This window comes from Shimwellia pseudoproteus (assembly GCF_016415625.1).
GTDB lineage: Bacteria > Pseudomonadota > Gammaproteobacteria > Enterobacterales > Enterobacteriaceae > Shimwellia > Shimwellia pseudoproteus.
In genome coordinates, this window is record NZ_WBXP01000060.1 from 1 (window position 1) to 16,310 (window position 16,310).

The 16,310-nt window shown below is 54.6% G+C and carries 20 protein-coding genes; 9 read left to right on the plus strand and 11 right to left on the minus strand.

The features are described 5' to 3' along the window. Positions 1 to 415 precede the first annotated feature (415 nt). The 3 genes from F9C28_RS18005 to sodC all read left to right on the plus strand — a co-directional run bounded on the left by F9C28_RS18005 (position 416) and on the right by sodC (position 4,422). Positions 416 to 1,927, plus strand: a complete 1,512-nt coding sequence (locus tag F9C28_RS18005) for an anion permease (RefSeq protein ID WP_269846441.1) — start codon at positions 416 to 418, stop codon at positions 1,925 to 1,927. 100 nt (positions 1,928 to 2,027) lie between these two features. After that, positions 2,028 to 3,677, plus strand: a complete 1,650-nt coding sequence (fumA, locus tag F9C28_RS18010; RefSeq protein WP_199016657.1) for a class I fumarate hydratase FumA — start codon at positions 2,028 to 2,030, stop codon at positions 3,675 to 3,677. A 205-nt stretch (positions 3,678 to 3,882) separates the two neighbouring features. Continuing rightward, on the plus strand, positions 3,883 to 4,422 hold the full coding sequence (gene sodC, locus F9C28_RS18015; protein ID WP_199016658.1) for a superoxide dismutase family protein: 540 nt from the start codon (positions 3,883 to 3,885) through the stop codon (positions 4,420 to 4,422). A gap of 4 nt (positions 4,423 to 4,426) precedes the next feature. Here the strand turns inward: sodC and fos are convergent, their stop codons facing one another. The 4 genes from fos to F9C28_RS18035 form a co-directional block, all read right to left on the minus strand. After that, positions 4,427 to 4,837, minus strand: coding sequence for a fosfomycin resistance glutathione transferase (gene fos / locus F9C28_RS18020; RefSeq protein WP_199016659.1), 411 nt, complete (start codon positions 4,835 to 4,837; stop codon positions 4,427 to 4,429). Between the two features lie 91 nt (positions 4,838 to 4,928). After that, positions 4,929 to 5,645 carry an ArsR/SmtB family transcription factor gene (locus F9C28_RS18025; RefSeq protein WP_199016660.1) on the minus strand — a complete coding sequence of 239 codons (717 nt, stop codon included), beginning with the start codon at positions 5,643 to 5,645 and terminating at the stop codon, positions 4,929 to 4,931. Positions 5,646 to 5,650: 5 nt separating this feature from the next. Next, the gene (locus tag F9C28_RS18030) at positions 5,651 to 6,034 is read right to left on the minus strand and encodes an amino acid-binding protein (protein ID WP_199016661.1); all 384 of its coding nucleotides are present in this window, start codon (positions 6,032 to 6,034) and stop codon (positions 5,651 to 5,653) included. Between the two features lies 1 nt (position 6,035). Further along, positions 6,036 to 6,350 carry an antibiotic biosynthesis monooxygenase family protein gene (locus tag F9C28_RS18035; protein ID WP_199016662.1) on the minus strand — a complete coding sequence of 105 codons (315 nt, stop codon included), beginning with the start codon at positions 6,348 to 6,350 and terminating at the stop codon, positions 6,036 to 6,038. A 300-nt stretch (positions 6,351 to 6,650) separates the two neighbouring features. Between F9C28_RS18035 and trpS the strand changes: the two genes are divergently transcribed. Further along, positions 6,651 to 7,658, plus strand: a complete 1,008-nt coding sequence (trpS, locus tag F9C28_RS18040) for a tryptophan--tRNA ligase (protein ID WP_199016663.1) — start codon at positions 6,651 to 6,653, stop codon at positions 7,656 to 7,658. A 49-nt stretch (positions 7,659 to 7,707) separates the two neighbouring features. Here the strand turns inward: trpS and F9C28_RS18045 are convergent, their stop codons facing one another. Next, on the minus strand, positions 7,708 to 8,613 hold the full coding sequence (locus F9C28_RS18045; RefSeq protein ID WP_199016664.1) for a LysR family transcriptional regulator: 906 nt from the start codon (positions 8,611 to 8,613) through the stop codon (positions 7,708 to 7,710). Between the two features lie 115 nt (positions 8,614 to 8,728). On the opposite strand from F9C28_RS18045, the gene F9C28_RS18050 reads away from it, so the two are divergent. The 4 genes from F9C28_RS18050 to F9C28_RS18065 are packed head-to-tail and all read left to right on the plus strand — an operon-like array spanning position 8,729 to position 11,792. Continuing rightward, the gene (locus tag F9C28_RS18050; protein ID WP_199016665.1) at positions 8,729 to 9,706 is read left to right on the plus strand and encodes a 2Fe-2S iron-sulfur cluster-binding protein; all 978 of its coding nucleotides are present in this window, start codon (positions 8,729 to 8,731) and stop codon (positions 9,704 to 9,706) included. 30 nt (positions 9,707 to 9,736) lie between these two features. Continuing rightward, the gene (locus tag F9C28_RS18055) at positions 9,737 to 10,993 is read left to right on the plus strand and encodes an aromatic ring-hydroxylating dioxygenase subunit alpha (RefSeq protein ID WP_199016666.1); all 1,257 of its coding nucleotides are present in this window, start codon (positions 9,737 to 9,739) and stop codon (positions 10,991 to 10,993) included. A gap of 2 nt (positions 10,994 to 10,995) precedes the next feature. Next, complete coding sequence (locus tag F9C28_RS18060) at positions 10,996 to 11,466, plus strand: nuclear transport factor 2 family protein (protein ID WP_199016667.1); 471 nt, start codon at positions 10,996 to 10,998, stop codon at positions 11,464 to 11,466. An 8-nt stretch (positions 11,467 to 11,474) separates the two neighbouring features. Beyond that, complete coding sequence (locus tag F9C28_RS18065) at positions 11,475 to 11,792, plus strand: non-heme iron oxygenase ferredoxin subunit (RefSeq protein WP_199016668.1); 318 nt, start codon at positions 11,475 to 11,477, stop codon at positions 11,790 to 11,792. Positions 11,793 to 11,857: 65 nt separating this feature from the next. On the opposite strand, the gene F9C28_RS18070 is transcribed toward F9C28_RS18065, so the two are convergent. The 4 genes from F9C28_RS18070 to F9C28_RS18085 all read right to left on the minus strand — a co-directional run bounded on the left by F9C28_RS18070 (position 11,858) and on the right by F9C28_RS18085 (position 14,119). Then, positions 11,858 to 11,998 (minus strand): hypothetical protein, encoded by a 141-nt coding sequence (locus tag F9C28_RS18070; RefSeq protein ID WP_199016669.1) that lies wholly within the window; start codon positions 11,996 to 11,998, stop codon positions 11,858 to 11,860. 50 nt (positions 11,999 to 12,048) lie between these two features. Further along, entirely contained in the window at positions 12,049 to 12,438 is a 390-nt protein-coding gene (locus F9C28_RS18075; RefSeq protein WP_199016670.1) for a DUF1090 domain-containing protein, read from the minus strand. Between the two features lie 461 nt (positions 12,439 to 12,899). After that, the gene (locus F9C28_RS18080; protein WP_199016671.1) at positions 12,900 to 13,385 is read right to left on the minus strand and encodes a hypothetical protein; all 486 of its coding nucleotides are present in this window, start codon (positions 13,383 to 13,385) and stop codon (positions 12,900 to 12,902) included. Next, positions 13,385 to 14,119 carry a winged helix-turn-helix domain-containing protein gene (locus tag F9C28_RS18085; RefSeq protein WP_199016672.1) on the minus strand — a complete coding sequence of 245 codons (735 nt, stop codon included), beginning with the start codon at positions 14,117 to 14,119 and terminating at the stop codon, positions 13,385 to 13,387. Before F9C28_RS18085 ends, F9C28_RS18080 begins: the two co-directional genes overlap by 1 nt. 176 nt (positions 14,120 to 14,295) lie before the next feature. Between F9C28_RS18085 and F9C28_RS18090 the strand changes: the two genes are divergently transcribed. Continuing rightward, the gene (locus tag F9C28_RS18090) at positions 14,296 to 14,685 is read left to right on the plus strand and encodes a helix-turn-helix domain-containing protein (protein ID WP_199016673.1); all 390 of its coding nucleotides are present in this window, start codon (positions 14,296 to 14,298) and stop codon (positions 14,683 to 14,685) included. Here the strand turns inward: F9C28_RS18090 and F9C28_RS18095 are convergent, their stop codons facing one another. Together F9C28_RS18095 and F9C28_RS18100 are read right to left on the minus strand one after the other, a co-directional pair. Continuing rightward, complete coding sequence (locus F9C28_RS18095) at positions 14,686 to 15,030, minus strand: hypothetical protein (protein ID WP_199016674.1); 345 nt, start codon at positions 15,028 to 15,030, stop codon at positions 14,686 to 14,688. Positions 15,031 to 15,106: 76 nt separating this feature from the next. Further along, on the minus strand, positions 15,107 to 15,808 hold the full coding sequence (locus F9C28_RS18100; RefSeq protein ID WP_199016675.1) for a hypothetical protein: 702 nt from the start codon (positions 15,806 to 15,808) through the stop codon (positions 15,107 to 15,109). Positions 15,809 to 16,310: the final 502 nt, after the last annotated feature.

Below are 16,310 nucleotides of genomic sequence, written 5' to 3' on the forward strand. Positions count from 1 at the left end.
CGATGTGTTTGCGGGAAAAAAATCGGCCCAGATCCGCGAAATTTTAATCAGCGAGTCAGCTTGGGAAGAAATGACCTGCTTATTCGCACCTTCCTTAGCCCTTTGTGGTTAATTTTTTTATTTTCTTAAATAGCAGCCAAAGTGCTTTCTTGATCCTGATCAAACGAATTACAATCTAAAAGCGCATTATATAAATATAGAAAATTTTTTATTTATCGCCTCATCAGGGCGGTAAATCGCTATTCGATAATTATCAAAAAGTCATTATTACGAAATTAAAATAAGTAATGTAACTAAAAAAAGTAATGACCAGAAAAGTAATTATCCGTCCGGCGCTACGGTGACCACAATGCGTTGTTACCACCAACGCCCCGCCGGACAGCAACAGAATCATTAACTACTTAAGATATCAACTATGACTGATAAAACTGCAACCCCCGCCCCCGCACCGGTGGGCAAAGCATCAGGCGGTAATAGCAAACACCTGCTGATGCTGGCACTGCCGATCATCGTCGCCGTGCTGCTGCTGTTTGTGCCGGTACCGAATGGCCTGCCGCCTTATGCCTGGCACTATTTCGCTATCTTTGTCGGCGTCATTGTCGGGCTGATCTTTGAGCCCCTGCCGGGTGCCGTTATCGGCCTTACCGGGGTGGTGGTTATCGCCCTGTGCAGCCAGTGGCTGTTGTTCAGCCCGGACCAGCTGGCCGATCCGAAATTCAAACTGGCCGGACAGTCCTTTAAATGGGCGGTCAGCGGCTTCGGTAACTCCACCGTGTGGCTTATCTTCGGCGCCTTTATGTTTGCCGCCGGTTACGATAAAACCCACTTCGGCCGCCGCCTGGCGCTGATCCTGGTGAAATACCTCGGCCGCCGCAGCCTGACCCTGGGTTATGCCATCACCCTGGCGGACCTGCTGCTGGCGCCGTTTACCCCGTCCAACACCGCCCGCAGCGGTGGGACCATCTACCCGATTATCGCCAACCTGCCGCCGCTGTACGGTTCTAAACCGAACGACCCCAGCGCCCGTAAGATTGGTTCTTATCTGATGTGGGTGGCTATCACCGCCGCCTGTATCACCAGCTCGATGTTCCTGTCTGCGCTGGCCCCCAACCTGCTGGCCCTTGCACTGGTAAAAAGCATTCTCGGGATCAACATCTCCTGGGGCACCTGGTTTATCGCCTTCCTGCCGCTGGGCGTGCTGCTGATTCTGGCCATGCCACTGCTGGCCTACTGGTTGTATCCGCCGGAAGTAAAAGTGAACGACGAAGTGCCGCTGTGGGCCAGCCGTGAGCTGGAAAAACTGGGCAAACTGTCACGTAATGAAATCCTGCTGCTGGTGTTTGTCTGTGCTGCCCTGGCGATGTGGATCTTCGCGGCCACCTGGATTGAACCGGCCATGGCCGCCCTGCTGATCATCGTACTGATGCTGTGGACCGGTGTATTGCAGTGGAATGACATTACCAGCAACAAGGCCGCATGGAACACCTTCGTCTGGTTTGCCACCCTGGTGGCCCTGGCGGATGGCTTGTCCTCCACCGGCTTTATTGCCTGGCTGGGTAAAGAAGGCGGCACCTTGATGCAGGGTATCTCGCCGGGGACCGCGACCATTGTACTGCTGCTGGCGTTCTACCTGCTGCACTACCTGTTTGCCAGTACCACCGCCCACACCACGGCGCTGCTGCCCGCGATGCTGACCATCGCCGCCACCATTCCGGGGATGAACATGCAAGTGTTCGTGCTGCTGATGGTGACCTCGCTGGGCGTGATGGGGATCATTACCCCGTACGGTACCGGCCCGAGCCCGATTTATTATGGTAGTGGTTACCTGCCTACCAAAGACTACTGGCGCCTGGGCACCATCTTCGGTGCCATCTTCCTGGCCGCCCTGCTGCTTATCGGCTATCCGTGGATGTCGATGATGTTCTGATTCACCGCCGCCGGGGTTATGCCCCGGCGGTTGTCATTTTAAAGCGGCCAGCGAAGCGGCCCACAGCCCTTCCCGAAGCCAAATAACTGAGAAAAGCGCGATGTCGACTAAACCGTTTTACTATCAGAACCCCTTTCCCCTTACTGGTGATGACACCGAATATTATCTGCTGAGCAAAGAGTATGTTTCCGTGGCGGATTTTGACGGCCAGCAAATGCTGAAAGTTGAGCCCCAGGCCCTGACCTTACTGGCCCAGCGCGCCTTCCACGATGCGGCATTTATGCTGCGCCCGGCCCACCAGCAGCAGGTTGCCGCTATCCTGGCCGATCCCGATGCCAGCGAAAACGATAAATATGTCGCCCTGCAGTTCCTGCGTAACTCTGAAATCGCCGCCAAAGGCGTGCTGCCCACCTGCCAGGACACCGGTACGGCGATTATCGTCGGTAAAAAAGGCCAGAACGTCTGGACCGGCGGTAACGATGAAGCCGCTCTGTCCCAGGGGGTGTACAACACCTATACCGAAGACAACCTGCGCTATTCCCAGAATGCCGCCCTCGATATGTACCGGGAAGTGAACACCGGCACCAACCTGCCGGCCCAGATCGACCTGTACAGTGTTGACGGTGACGAATACAAATTCTTGTGTGTTGCCAAAGGCGGCGGTTCCGCCAACAAAACCTACCTGTATCAGGAAACCAAAGCGCTGCTGGCGCCGGGTAAACTGAAAAACTATCTGGTGGAAAAAATGCGCACCCTCGGTACCGCGGCCTGCCCGCCGTACCACATCGCGTTTGTGATTGGCGGCACCTCCGCTGAAACCACCCTCAAAACCGTGAAACTGGCCTCCGCCCATTATTACGACAACCTGCCCACGGAAGGTAACGAACACGGCCAGGCATTCCGTGACGTGAAACTGGAACAGGAACTGATGGAAGAAGCCCGTAATCTGGGGCTGGGTGCGCAGTTTGGCGGTAAATACTTCGCACATGATATCCGGGTCATTCGTCTGCCGCGCCACGGGGCATCCTGCCCGGTCGGGATGGGGGTTTCCTGCTCTGCTGACCGTAACATCAAGGCGAAAATTAACCGTGACGGTATCTGGATTGAAAAGCTGGAGGCAAACCCGGGCCGCCTGATCCCTGAGGCGCTGCGCCAGGCCGGTGAAGGGGATGCGGTCAGCATCAACCTCAACCAGCCGATGGACGCTATCCTGGCAACCCTGTCCACGCTGCCGGTGTCCACCCGTATCTCCCTGAACGGGACCATTATCGTGGCCCGCGACATCGCCCACGCCAAGCTAAAAGAGTTGATCGACAACGGTGAAGAGCTGCCCCAGTACGTGAAAGATCATCCGATCTACTACGCTGGCCCGGCGAAGACCCCGGAAGGGTATGCGTCCGGTTCTTTAGGCCCAACCACCGCAGGCCGGATGGACTCTTATGTCGATCTGCTGCAATCCCGCGGCGCCAGCAAAATTATGCTCGCCAAAGGGAACCGCAGCCAGCAGGTTACGGACTCCTGCCAGCAACACGGTGGGTTCTACCTCGGCAGCATTGGCGGCCCGGCCGCGGTGCTGGCACAGCAGAGCATTAAGAGTCTGGAGTGTGTGGCCTATCCTGAGCTGGGGATGGAGGCTATCTGGAAAATCGAAGTGGAAAACTTCCCGGCGTTTATCCTGGTGGATGACAAAGGTAACGATTTCTTCCAGCAGATCCAGAATACCCAGTGTGCGGGTTGCGCTAAGCGTTAATACCGCCATCGCGTCAGGGGTCGTGGGCCCCGGCTGACCTTTCAATCCCCCTGTCCCAGGGGGATTTTTTTATCTGCTCAGCACGGCGGTGGCGCCCTGCGCTGGCCGCTTTCGGTTGTCTATTAAATAGTCAGAAACGAATATTTTTACTATTCTCGTTATACAGTCATGTGCAATTGTCCGTCCACTACAGGAGAGTTTGACAATGACATCTCGCCTCTGCACCAGCCTGCCCGGCATACTGGCTGGCGTGCTGATTAGCCATGCCGCCCTGGCCGCGACCCTCACGGTTCCCATCCATGAAGCATTAACCACCGGCCAGGGGAAATCCCTGGGAGAAATTACGATTACGGAAACCCAATACGGGCTGCTCTTCACCCCCCATATCAGCGGGCTGAAGCCCGGTATACACGGCTTTCACATCCATACGAATCCCAGCTGCGACCCCGGTGAAGATCAGGGCAAAGTCGTTCCGGCACTCAAGGCCGGGGGGCACCTGGACCCACAGCATACCGGTAAGCACCTTGGGCCATATAATGATAAAGGGCACCTGGGGGATTTACCCGGCCTGGTGGTTACCGATGATGGTAATTCCAGTTACCCGCTCCTCGCCCCGCGCCTGAAAACGCTGTCTGACGTCAAAGGCCATTCACTGATGATCCATGCGCAAGGGGATAATTATGCCGATAGCCCGAGGACATTAGGCGGCAGCGGTATCCGTTATGCCTGCGGCGTGATCCAATAACCCATCAGTCAAAAAAGATCATTCCCTGATAAGGCGCCCGGCGGCATGCTGCTAGCCGCTGGGCCAGCCCACCGACATGGAGCTCCAGCTTATGACCATCTGGGTCAAGGAAATAGCAGGACTCCCCTTCGCTGCGATTAGTTTTCCAGAATGTGACGCCAGCGCGATGTAGATAGCTGAGCATTGCCGGATAGTCTTGCTCACTGACCGAGAACGCATAATGGGTGTAATCGCCATCAGCGCGAGCATCCCGTTGTTTATCCTCCGACAGGCAGAGCCATAACTCGCCGCAGCTCAGATAGGCCCCGTGGCACCAGGTGGCATGTAGCCTCATCCCCGGAAGATGACGGTAGAAATGGACACTGCGCTGGAGATCGAACACCGCCAGTGTCAGGTGATTAAGCCCTCGCAACATGGTGAAATAGCCGTAATAACAAACAATATTGCGAGTATAGCATCGCCAGTATTATTGCCTGCTGGCAGTAAATGCAGCCACCGGGTGCCCATCACTCACCGGGGACCCGGATACCAAACAACCGCTGCAAACCGCGCTGGCCCGCCGCGGTAATCACCACTTCCCGGTAACCTGTCTCACGCGTTAACCAGCCTTTCTGCTCACAGGCACACAGCAGCGCAGCCCCCGCAGCGCCCCCCAGATGGAAACGCCGCTCACTCCAGTCCAGGCAAGCACAGCAGGGCTTACGCCGGGTGCTGCTCTCTATCACGATCCCCTGTGCCGCAAATTGTTGCCGCCCCCGGGTTGTCAGTGCGCTGCCATCAGCATTCAGCCACCCGCTATCCACCATCGACTGATAAATACTCACCGCAACGGCACCTGCCAGATGATCGTAGCAGGTACGCGCCAGACGCAACCTGGCCGGCGTGCGGCTCACCGGCGCCGCAGCGTGTGGCACGGAGAGCCCCATAATAGTTTCCAGCAGGCTGGCCACATCCTGTCCTGCCAGACGGTAGTAACGATGTCGCCCCTGGCTGACACAGCGGATCAGCCCGCGGCTCAATAACCTGGCCAGATGGGCGCTGGCGGTAGAGGGGGCAATATCAGCCACTGTACTGAGCTCGGTGGCCGTCCAGGCCCGGCCATCCATCAGGGCACATAAGATACGGATCCGTGATGGATCGGCCATCGCGGCAGTCAAGCTGGCCATGGCATCCTCCAGGACGCTCTCTGGCCGGCTATCATCAGGCGGTACGAGCAACGGCATTGTGGTTATATCCCCCAGGGCTTAGTTATCTGGCGCGCCAGTTCGTCGTCATCGGTTATCAGGATCAGCCGATTATCATGATCACTGTACTGTACCAGTATATTGATTCCGCGGCTGGCCAGGGCCTGGGCTATTTTCCCCAACTCACCGGGGGATGCCTGGTGCAGACGGCGGATCACCGGCCGGGTCACAGCGGCCACCACAAACCCGGCCCTCACCAGTACATCCCGGGCGCGGGGCCCGTCTGCCACCAGAAAGTGCCCATGACACTGCTGACCCACAGTAAATACCCCGCCCCCTTCCAGACCAATCCCCTGATGGCCCAGCGCATTGCCCATCAATGCCAGGGCGCCGGGGTTATTCCCCATAATTACATGAATATCAAACATATTATTTTCCCTCGCGCTGGACACTGTATTCCCGGGTAACCTCAGTAATCGTAATGCGGTAGCCGGAAAACAGACTGTCGCGCCCCTCCTGCTGGGCAGCCTGATGAGCGGGATGGCGGCGCCATGTTTGCACTGCCCCGGCATCCTGCCACCAGGAAAGAGAGAGCAGTTTCCCCGGGTGGGCAAGGCTTTGGAAACGTTCGATGCCGATAAATCCAGGCATATCGGCTAACTGCTGGCTTAACCCGGCGGCCAGCGCCAGGTAGCGTGCCTGCCCTTCGGGTTTGACATTAACTTCAAACAGAACAGCAATCATGATAAGGCTCCTGTTGATAATAAACCGCCTCAGTGTATTGCTGTATCAGGAGGGATACTTCGTCGCAGAACGAAGTATCCCTGTCGCCGCGCTCCGGGCAGTACTGCGCCTTTACCTCCCCAGAGGAGAGTGATAGGGTAACCCCATGAACACGGTGATTTTCGTGACCCATCAGGCCTCTGCACGCTGGTGGCTGCCTGACTAAAGGCGGCACGAATACCCATTCCCGTAAGCCGCCGAAAGGCGGCTTATCTGTTTTTACCCGGCGCCTTTCGGCTTAACACCGTAAAAGGAGCTACCATGAACACCACCCACACGATTCTGACTGGCGATCGCCCCACGGGCCCGCTACACCTCGGCCACTATGTTGGCTCCCTTCGCCAGCGGGTGAGCCTTCAGCACCAGTACCGCCAGTTTATTCTGATCGCCGACTTGCAGGGCCTCACGGACAACGGCAGTAACCCGCAAAAAGTCAGCGCGAATATTCTCGAAGTGATGGCGGACTATCTGGCGGCAGGGATCGACCCCACGAAAACCATGATCTGCCTGCAATCCGCCTTGCCTGCCCTGGCCGAACTGAGTGCGTTATATATGAACATCGTCACCGTGGCCCGGGTAGCACGCAACCCGACGGTAAAAAATGAGATAGCCCAGAAAGGCTTTTCCCGGGCATTACCGGTTGGTTTTATGGCCTATCCCATCAGCCAGGCGGCAGATATCACCGCCTTCCAGGCGGATCGGATCCCGGTGGGTGACGATCAACTACCGATGATCGAACAAACCAATGAAATCGTCCATAAAATGAACAACCTGACCGGGGCGCCCGTCTTACGCCACTGCCAGGCCTTACTCAGCCCGGTCAGCCGCCTGCCGGGCATTGACGGCAGCGCCAAAATGTCGAAATCCCTCGGCAATACCCTGCTCCTTTCCGCCAGCGAGCAAGACATCCATCGCGCCGTCAGCGCAATGTATACCGATCCTGACCACCTGCGGGTGTCCGATCCTGGCCGGGTGGAAGGCAATGTGGTGTTTACTTACCTCGATGCCTGCCACCCGGATCCCCACAAGGTCGCCCAGATGAAAGCCCACTATCAGCAAGGGGGGCTGGGGGATCGGGCCTGCAAGGATGAGCTGGAAAATTGCCTGCAAACGCTACTGGCCCCAATCCGCGCGCGGCGCGCGCAATTTGCCGGGGAGAGCGACGCACTGCTGGCGCTACTCAAACAGGGTAGCGAGGCGGCCCGTGACATCACGCAACAGACACTGGATGCCGTAAAACGTGGCCTGGGATTGCCCGTGCTGTGGTAAGCGCCAGACAGATCGCGGCGATCGGCTATTCCTCACCACGATCTGCCGGTTATTCGGTAAATAGCTGCATAAATTGCTGGCGCAACCAGATATTCCCCGCATCCCGGTGAACATGGCTGTGCCAGAACAGATTGATCTGCACCACCGGCAGCTCACAGGGTAATGGCCGGGCCACCAGCCCGAAGCGATGCGCGGTTTGCAGCGCCAGCTTTTCAGTCACCGTCACCACCAGATCCGTTTCGCTGATGATATAGGGCACCGCCATAAAATGCGGCACCCGCAGGCGGTTATGCTCCGGTACACCGGCCCGGGAGAGCAGCTCAACGATCCGCTTATGCCCGGTGTCCTGTGCCATCACGATAATATGCTGGGCATCGCGAAATGCCGCCTCATCAAAGGCTTCCTCACTGAGCGGATGCCCGGCACGCATCAGGCAAACATAGCGCTGATCAAACAGACGGCGCTGATAAAACCCGGCCTCCAGCTGCGGGAACAAACCAATCGCTAAATCCACCCGACCGCTTTCCATCTCGGTTTTCAGCGGGATGGCGGTATCCCGAACAGTAGTGATACGCACACCCGGGGCGCAGTGGCTCAGCATATTAATCAGCCGCGGCAGTAAATAGACCTCCCCCAAATCGGTCATTGCCACATGAAACTCACGCTGGCTCTCCCAGGGGTTAAACGTATTGCGATAGCTGAGGGTCTTCTCCAGTGCACTGAGCACATCATCCACTTCCGCGGCAATGGCATCAGCATAAGGCGTGGGCTGCATTCCCCGGGCGGCACGTTCAAATAATGCATCCCCCAACATGGTGCGCAGCCGCTTCAGCGCATGGCTTACCGATGATTGCGTCAGCCCCATAATTTCAGCAACCCGCCCGGTATGGCGCTCCTGGTACATGTGGCGGAACACCACCAGCAGGTTGAGATCCACTTCAGTTAAACGTGACATAGATAACGTTATGCATCCGGTAAATAACAGCTATTGGCGGGGTGGCATACCTCGCGGCGTCATTTTTTTATACCTTTGATTAACAAAATCACAACATTCAAAGTAAGGAATTGTGATGCATCTGGATATCACGCCCCTAAATCGCCGTTTAACGCTGAGCCCGGGCAGTAATTTGCTGGATCTGTTACGTGAGCACCAGATCCCCATCTCATACAGCTGTATGGCGGGACGCTGCCAGACCTGCCGCTGCCAGCTACTGAGTGGCGATGTCGAGCACACCCTGCCCGCCGACTCCCCGGCAATGGCCCCGGGGGAAATACTGGCCTGCTGCGCGACGCTGCACAGCGACAGCGTTATCCGCCTGGCGGACTGCGATGATGTTGTCGTCCACCCGGCCAGGACGCTGAAAACCACGGTGACCGCCTTCACCCCGTTATGTCATGACGTCTGGCAATTACGGCTGCGCCCGGCCAAAGCGTTCAGCTGGTCAGCCGGGCAATTCGTGCGCCTCACCTTTCCGGGCGGTGGCCAGCGCAGCTACTCAATGGCCAGTACCCCGGCAGATGAGGAGCTGGAATTTCATCTTCGTATCGTGCCTGACGGGCGTTTAACCCCGGCGCTGCCCGGGACGCTCACCGTCGGGGACACCATCAAGCTCAGCGGCCCGCTCGGGGGCAGTTGGCTGCGCGAAAAACACCCTGGCCCGCTGTTATGCGTGGCCGGGGGCACCGGCCTGGCGCCGCAGCTCTCCATTATCCGTACCGCGCTGGCGAACGGGGTAACCCGGCCAATCGTGCTCTACTACGGCACCCGCCGGGAAGATGACTTATATGGCCTGGAACAACTTGATGCGCTGGCCCGACGCCATACCAACTTTCGCTTCCAGGTGGTGCTGAGCCAACAGAGCGCCACTGGCACGCGACGTGCCGGGCGCTTACCGGATGCGGTGAGTGAAGATATAGCGTCACTGTCCGGCTGGAAAGTGTATCCCGCCGGCAATCCGGCGATGGTCACCACCATGACAGCGCACGCGCTGAGCCTCGGCGCTAAACCAGAAGATATCCACGCTGATGCCTTTTACTTTCAACCCTGAAGCGCCGGACGATAACCATAAGGAGTCATCATGACTTTCACTGCTGAGCGTGACGTGAACCTGCTGTGGCCCGATGACGGCACCAGCCGCATTCCCTACTGGGCCTATACCCGCGATGATATTTACCAGCGCGAGCTGGAGAAAATCTTCTATGGCAAACACTGGAGCTATGTGGCACTGGAAGCAGAACTTCCCAACAACGGGGACTTTGTGCGTAGCGTGGTGGGTGAGCGTTCGGTGATTGTGGTACGCAATCAGCACGGGGAAATTAACGTAGTGGAGAACCGCTGTGCCCACCGGGGAATGCGCTTCTGCCGCGAAAAATCCGGTAATCGCCAGGATTTTGTCTGCCCGTATCACCAGTGGAACTACGATCTGGACGGTAATCTCCAGGGGGTGCCATTTCGCCGTGGCGTTAAGCAAGACGGCAAAGTTAACGGCGGCATGCCGAAGGATTTTTCCCCGTCGGAACACGGGCTTAACCGCCTGAACGTCGCCTGCCGCAACGGGGTGATATTCGCCTCTTTCTCGATGGATCTGGAACCGCTGGAAACTTATTTAGGGCCGGATATCCTGGGCTATTTTGACCGGGTGTTCAGCGGCCGCCCGCTCAGGCTGTTGGGCTATAACCGCCAGCGCATTCCCGGAAACTGGAAGCTGATGCAGGAGAACATCAAAGATCCTTACCACGCGGGCCTGCTGCACACCTGGTTTGTCACGTTCGGGCTCTGGCGGGCGGATAACCGTTCCCAGCTGATCATGGACAGCCGGTTCCGCCATGCCGCGATGATCAGCCGCAAAGGCAACGGCGGGAAAAGCGCGGTAACCCAGGGGGTCAGTAGCTTTAAAGAGCAAATGCAGCTTCACGATGGCAGCTTGCTGGATGTCGTCGAGGAGCCCTGGTGGAATGGCCCCAGTGTGGTGATGATGACCCTGTTCCCCAGCCTGATTATCCAGCAGAACGTTAACTCAATGTCAGTACGCCATATTCAGCCCCGCGGGCCCCATGAGTTCGATTTTGTCTGGACCCATTTTGGTTTTGCCGATGACGACGAAACGATGACACAGCGCCGCCTGCGCCAGGCGAATTTATTCGGCCCGGCGGGGTTTGTCTCCGCAGACGACGGTGAGGTGGTGGAGTTTTCTCAGCAGGGCATGGGGCAAAATCCGCAGCAGCGAACGATCGCCGAGCTGGGCGGCACCGGCCATGAAAATACTGACCATATGGTTTCTGAAACCCTGATCCGCGGCATGTACCATTACTGGCGCGGCGTACTGGAGATCTAACGATGAATAGCGAACTCTGGCAGCAAGTGCTCGCCCTCCAGACAGTGTACACCGCCATTGTCGACAGCGGTGACTGGCAGAAATGGCCCGATCTGTTTACCGACGATTGCCTCTACAAGGTACAGCCCCGGGAAAACTTCGATCGCGGCCTGCCGCTTTCCACCATCAATCTGGAAAGCAAAGGCATGCTGTATGACCGGATCTATGGCATCAGCGAGACGCTGTTCCATGATCCCTACTATCAGCGCCATGTGGTGGGCCTGCCCCATATCACCGCCATACAGGACGGCCGCATTTTTGCCCAAACCAACTACGCGGTTTTTCGCACCAAGCCCGACGGCCACAGCCAGCTCTTTAATGTCGGCTATTACCTGGATGAAATTGTCGGGACCCAGGAAGGGCTGCGCTTTGCCCGCCGCCACTGTGTCTTCGACAGCGAAATGGTACCTAACTCTTTGATTTATCCAATTTGAGGTGAGTGATGCAAGAGAACTGGATTATAGCGGCAACCCTTGCCGACTTACCGGAAGATGACGTCATCGGGATTGATATTAACGGCCATGATATCGCCCTGTACCGTACCGATGATGGGGTATTTGCCAGCGCTAACCTGTGCTCCCACGGCAATGCCAGGCTGAGTGATGGCTTTCTCGAAGAGGGTGAAATAGAGTGCCCGTTGCACCAGGGGCGCTTTTGTATCAAAACCGGTAATGCCCTGTGTAGCCCGCTCACCGAAGGGATTATGGTCTACCCGGTACGGATCGACGGTGATCAGGTGTTACTGAATTTTCCCCTGTAATACCAGAGCGGTAATACCGCCAGGGAGACTGCGGCGGTGATAATGCCGGGACCGTAGCCCGGTGTTTACTCCCGGGCTACGGCTTTTAGCGAAACGAACTGGATAACGGCACCAATAATGAACAACACAATCAAAATAACCGCAAACCCAAGCCAGAACGCGACAGATACCAGCAGCAGTAATGCGGCAGAATAAGGAATATGCATCCAGTGTAGCGAGCCAATAGCGCCATCTACGGAATAATACAGTGAACGAATTATCTTCCTAACGCGCTTTGCGCCTCCTGTAATTCCTCCTTTGCCTCGGTAACTTTCTTTTTTTTGCGCTCTATTTTTTTGGCGTTTCCCGTCTCCGTCGCATTCACCAATTCGGCTTCGCGATCTGCAACCTTGCGCTCTTTTTCTGCCACCTTTTGCTGCCGCTCACGCAACAGGCCAGCCTCCGTACAGTGCAGGCGGGTTTCATTTAGGGCGGCTTCCAGCCCCGCCACCTGATGATGGTTATTGTGTGATTTCGCATAGGTAATTTGGTTTTCTATTTCCGCCCGCTTGGCCGCACACCCCGTTAATGCCTCTGCCTGAGCCGATAATGAATAACCAAGCGCCGGCAGCATACATAAATAAACTGGTAACAAGACTTTTTTCATGGTTGACACTCCCGTTCAAGAAAACATCAGCCTGTGCCGCGTAACCTAAACGAAACAAAAACGTCATTTGCCACTTTAGAAAAAATTAGAATCTACAGACAAATGAAGATAAAGACAGGATCACACACGCTGTCACATCTAAGATTCGATGCCCCATAAGGAAGATATCAACATCATGAATATCCTTGTTTTTATTTATCTCGCCCGCGAATGCCCTGTGTCAAATGACCCACAGATCATGTGACATGGATGATTTTTTCTGATGCTTATCCCTAACATGATTTTGCGACATTCAAGAAGCCGCTAAACCAGCCTCTGGCGGATAAATAGCGGATAACAGAAAATGAAGAAGCAAAAAGCATGTTAAATAATAACAGTTCGATTATCAGTTCAGGCAGCCTGAATGAATAATTACTCAGAAAATTATTATCACTGATATTTCCAAATACCACGAATATGCGTTAGCTAATGCCATTAAGACAGTAGGCAAACGGCAAAGTAGCACCAGAGAATATATACCCATCCCCCTGCTGGTAAAGGCCAGTGTTATATTTCACTTTTGGGGTAAAGAAGAAGCCCGGGAGGAAAAGCGCCAGTTCACTGTTCCCGGCATTATCGGGTACAGCAATATCAACTCGTTGGGATGTCATATATAACATTTCACCATGGCGGGTATAGGTAAAAAGCACCTTGCGGTTCAATAGACCTTCTTGTAAATGCTGTCGCTGATAGTGGCCATTAATGAGCAGAACACCATGGCCGTCAGCAAGGTACAGTTTCATCGTGCCCGAGAAATGTAACAGCCTGGTCGTAATATCAAGGCTGGCCCGACAGGCGAGTCTATCTCCTGGCTCACGCCGTACTTTGCTATACCCAGTAAAATACCCCATCCCCCCGGACACGACGGCCAGGATCATCCCCGCCCCTGCCAATAATACTAAGCGCATCAGGTATCCTGCTGATAAAAACGAGAAAGGCAATCAGGTGCAGGCTTACGAATATCCTGTTCGCAGCTGATCACCGAATAGCGGTTAACACCATGGAAAGCCGTTATATAGTTATAGGGCTGTTCACTACAGTGCAGGACTTTGTTTTTTAGTAGATTAGTCAACAGGTTACCAGGAAAGCCTCGATTGAGAAAAATATGGCACTCCGGGTCAGCCGTGCTAACCGAATGGTAGCTGTCCATATAGTTTCTAGCCGAAGATTGATAATGCAATGGCAACGCCGCCAGCAGTATTATCATCGACACACATATTACGGCAGCCAGCCGTTGGCCCAATGATATTCTCAGACGTGTTGATAAAGCTACTGAGCCAGAATAGGGAGTAACCGGGATATTATGAGACAGTATGATCCCCCGGCGCGGTAACGTCATTACTATATCCCGTTTCAGCCCTAGCCGTACAAAAGCACGTCTTAGCAGGCTAATATTTTGATAAACCGCCCCCGGCGAGACGACAATCCCTCTATTTTTCCAGACATTATTCAGTATATCATCCAGAGTAAGCAGCTCTCCCTGGCGCTCAATAAGCAATGCCAGAAAATGTGTCGTTGGGGTATGTAACAACACCCGGCGTGTATTATTTTTATCCTGACATGATGGTCTATTGATTAAGGACAATGTCCGACTGTCGACATCAAAAACAATTAAATTATCGATAAGGAACTTTCCCGGCATATCTCCCTCCTTAAATGTCGGAAAGAGGAGATATTATCACAACAGTATAAAGATCATGATTGACTTATCACAATTATTACTACAAGCCATCCAGATTAATGTTAATTGCGGGTATACTTCGGCCCCATCAATAAGTACATAAGACGGCTAATTATAAAATCAGGAGGATATACTCTATGCCATTGCATAGTGTGAGTGAGGCCGCCAAACTGGCAGGCGTCACCCGCCGTACAATTTATCGCCACCTGGAAAACGGGAAGTTACAGGCAATACAAAGTGGTAGCAAAAATACAAGAATAGAAACCAGGGAGCTATTAAGAGTCTATGGGGATACGTTCCCTTTGGAGGATAATAAAATACCGGCTGAACTCTCTATTCCTCATGAAATTAGCCGTTTACTTTCGGAAATGGCGAATATTCACCGGGAATTACTGCGGATAAATAATAGAATAAGCACCTTATTTCATCTTTATCCCTCAGACTCAAACAGCCTTCCCCAGGGTGAACATCGCGTGCTGGAATGGGTTAAGGCCAGGCGCCGTCAGCGCACCGTGAAAGAGATCTGATTAAAACCAACCGCAGATCACACCCACGATAATAATCAGTAATCCAGCGACAATCAGGGAGGCAAAAATAAATGCGCCAGTGTAAATAATATCGCTATTGTCGGTCACCACCGGTGGTGCTGGCGCATTTTTCGTTTTTCTCTGTGGTGAGATTGTTTCCTCATCAACTAACACATGGCCTGTTGCCTCAGTAAACCAGCGGTATGCAGGTGTTCCCCGATCAAGAAGTTCATGAGTATCATTATAGAGCTGAAACCAGGCGGTCCTGCCGCATAGGGTACATTGCCGATAGGCCAGGTGCAGGCGCGTCCCACCCGCCATACGACTAACTGCCCGCCTGCGCATATACCCACCACATTCACAGATCATAAACCCTCTCGATTATGGCTAATATCCACCCCACTCCCGCCCGCCAGGAAAATTACGGACTCTCCCCCTCCACCGCAGTACATGTTGCTTCGGTCTTGCTCAGCACCAGGTTATCTATCAGCGCCCCGGCAATTTCCGTTACCGGCGCACCATTATCCAGGGCATGGAGCGCCTCGCCGATAATATCGTGGCGCAGCTGTTCGATATCGCTGTAGTAGAATAACGTATCGTAATCACCGGGAGAGCGACCCGATACCTGACACAGATACCGGGCATTATCGGCCTGGCGGGCCATATAATCGGATATCGCCCCGGCCTCCACTAACCTGGCGATCACTTTTGTCTGCCGGTAGTGGCACAGGGCGCGCCCACGCTGAATGCTGCTGGCGGTGCCAGGCAAAAACATCCAGTGGCGCTGAATTTCATTTTCGCTCGCCTCAAACACCGCCCTGGCACCGTGATCCTCTGCCCCCTGTGCTTTAAGGAAATCAACAACATCGCAATGCACTATATAGGGTAGCTTGCGTAATAAGTGCAGGCGCCTGGCCGCCTGTAGTGGGGAAACTTCCGTAAACGGATAATAGCGAGCCGGCCTCCCGGCCAGACCATAATTATCCGCCAGAAAGAGAGCCTGATAATCGCCCTGCAAACGGTGGGTCGCCGTCAGAGAGACCCCCTCACCATAGAGCGCGATAATTTCGGCGGCAAGTGCGGCTTGCGACGTTGCGGGATGATCGTTTGCCGGTATTTTCATCTATCAGTATCCTTTTTACCCGGTCTACCCAGCGTAGAATCCATCGGACAGGGCATGCGGTATGTCATCAACCGGCCCCTTGCCTATAGCATTATTTAAATGGCAGCCATGACGATGAGTAAACTGGCACCAGAAAAAAGGGTTGTTCATGGCAGGGGAATAAACACTAAGATGATTTGAGCGATGTGCAGCATAACGGTGCTTCTGCCCGCTTCTGCCGTGCTCACGGGCAACGGGATGCAATCAGCAGCTAAGAAAAGATAAAAAAGGATAAGATCGTGGAGAGAAAGAATCGACACTGACATTGGACCCTGTCGTTACTTATCCCATCCTGAGATTTTCGCCTCCGGTTAGCAGCGTCATCGTGGTGGAGTAGTAAAGGTTATGCAGTAAAACGTTGCGTAGTAAATCGCAGACACAAAAAAGCCCTGTCTTGCGACAGGGCTTTTCCGTTTAATTAAAGCCTGGCAGTTCCCTACTCTCGCATGGGGAGACCCCACAC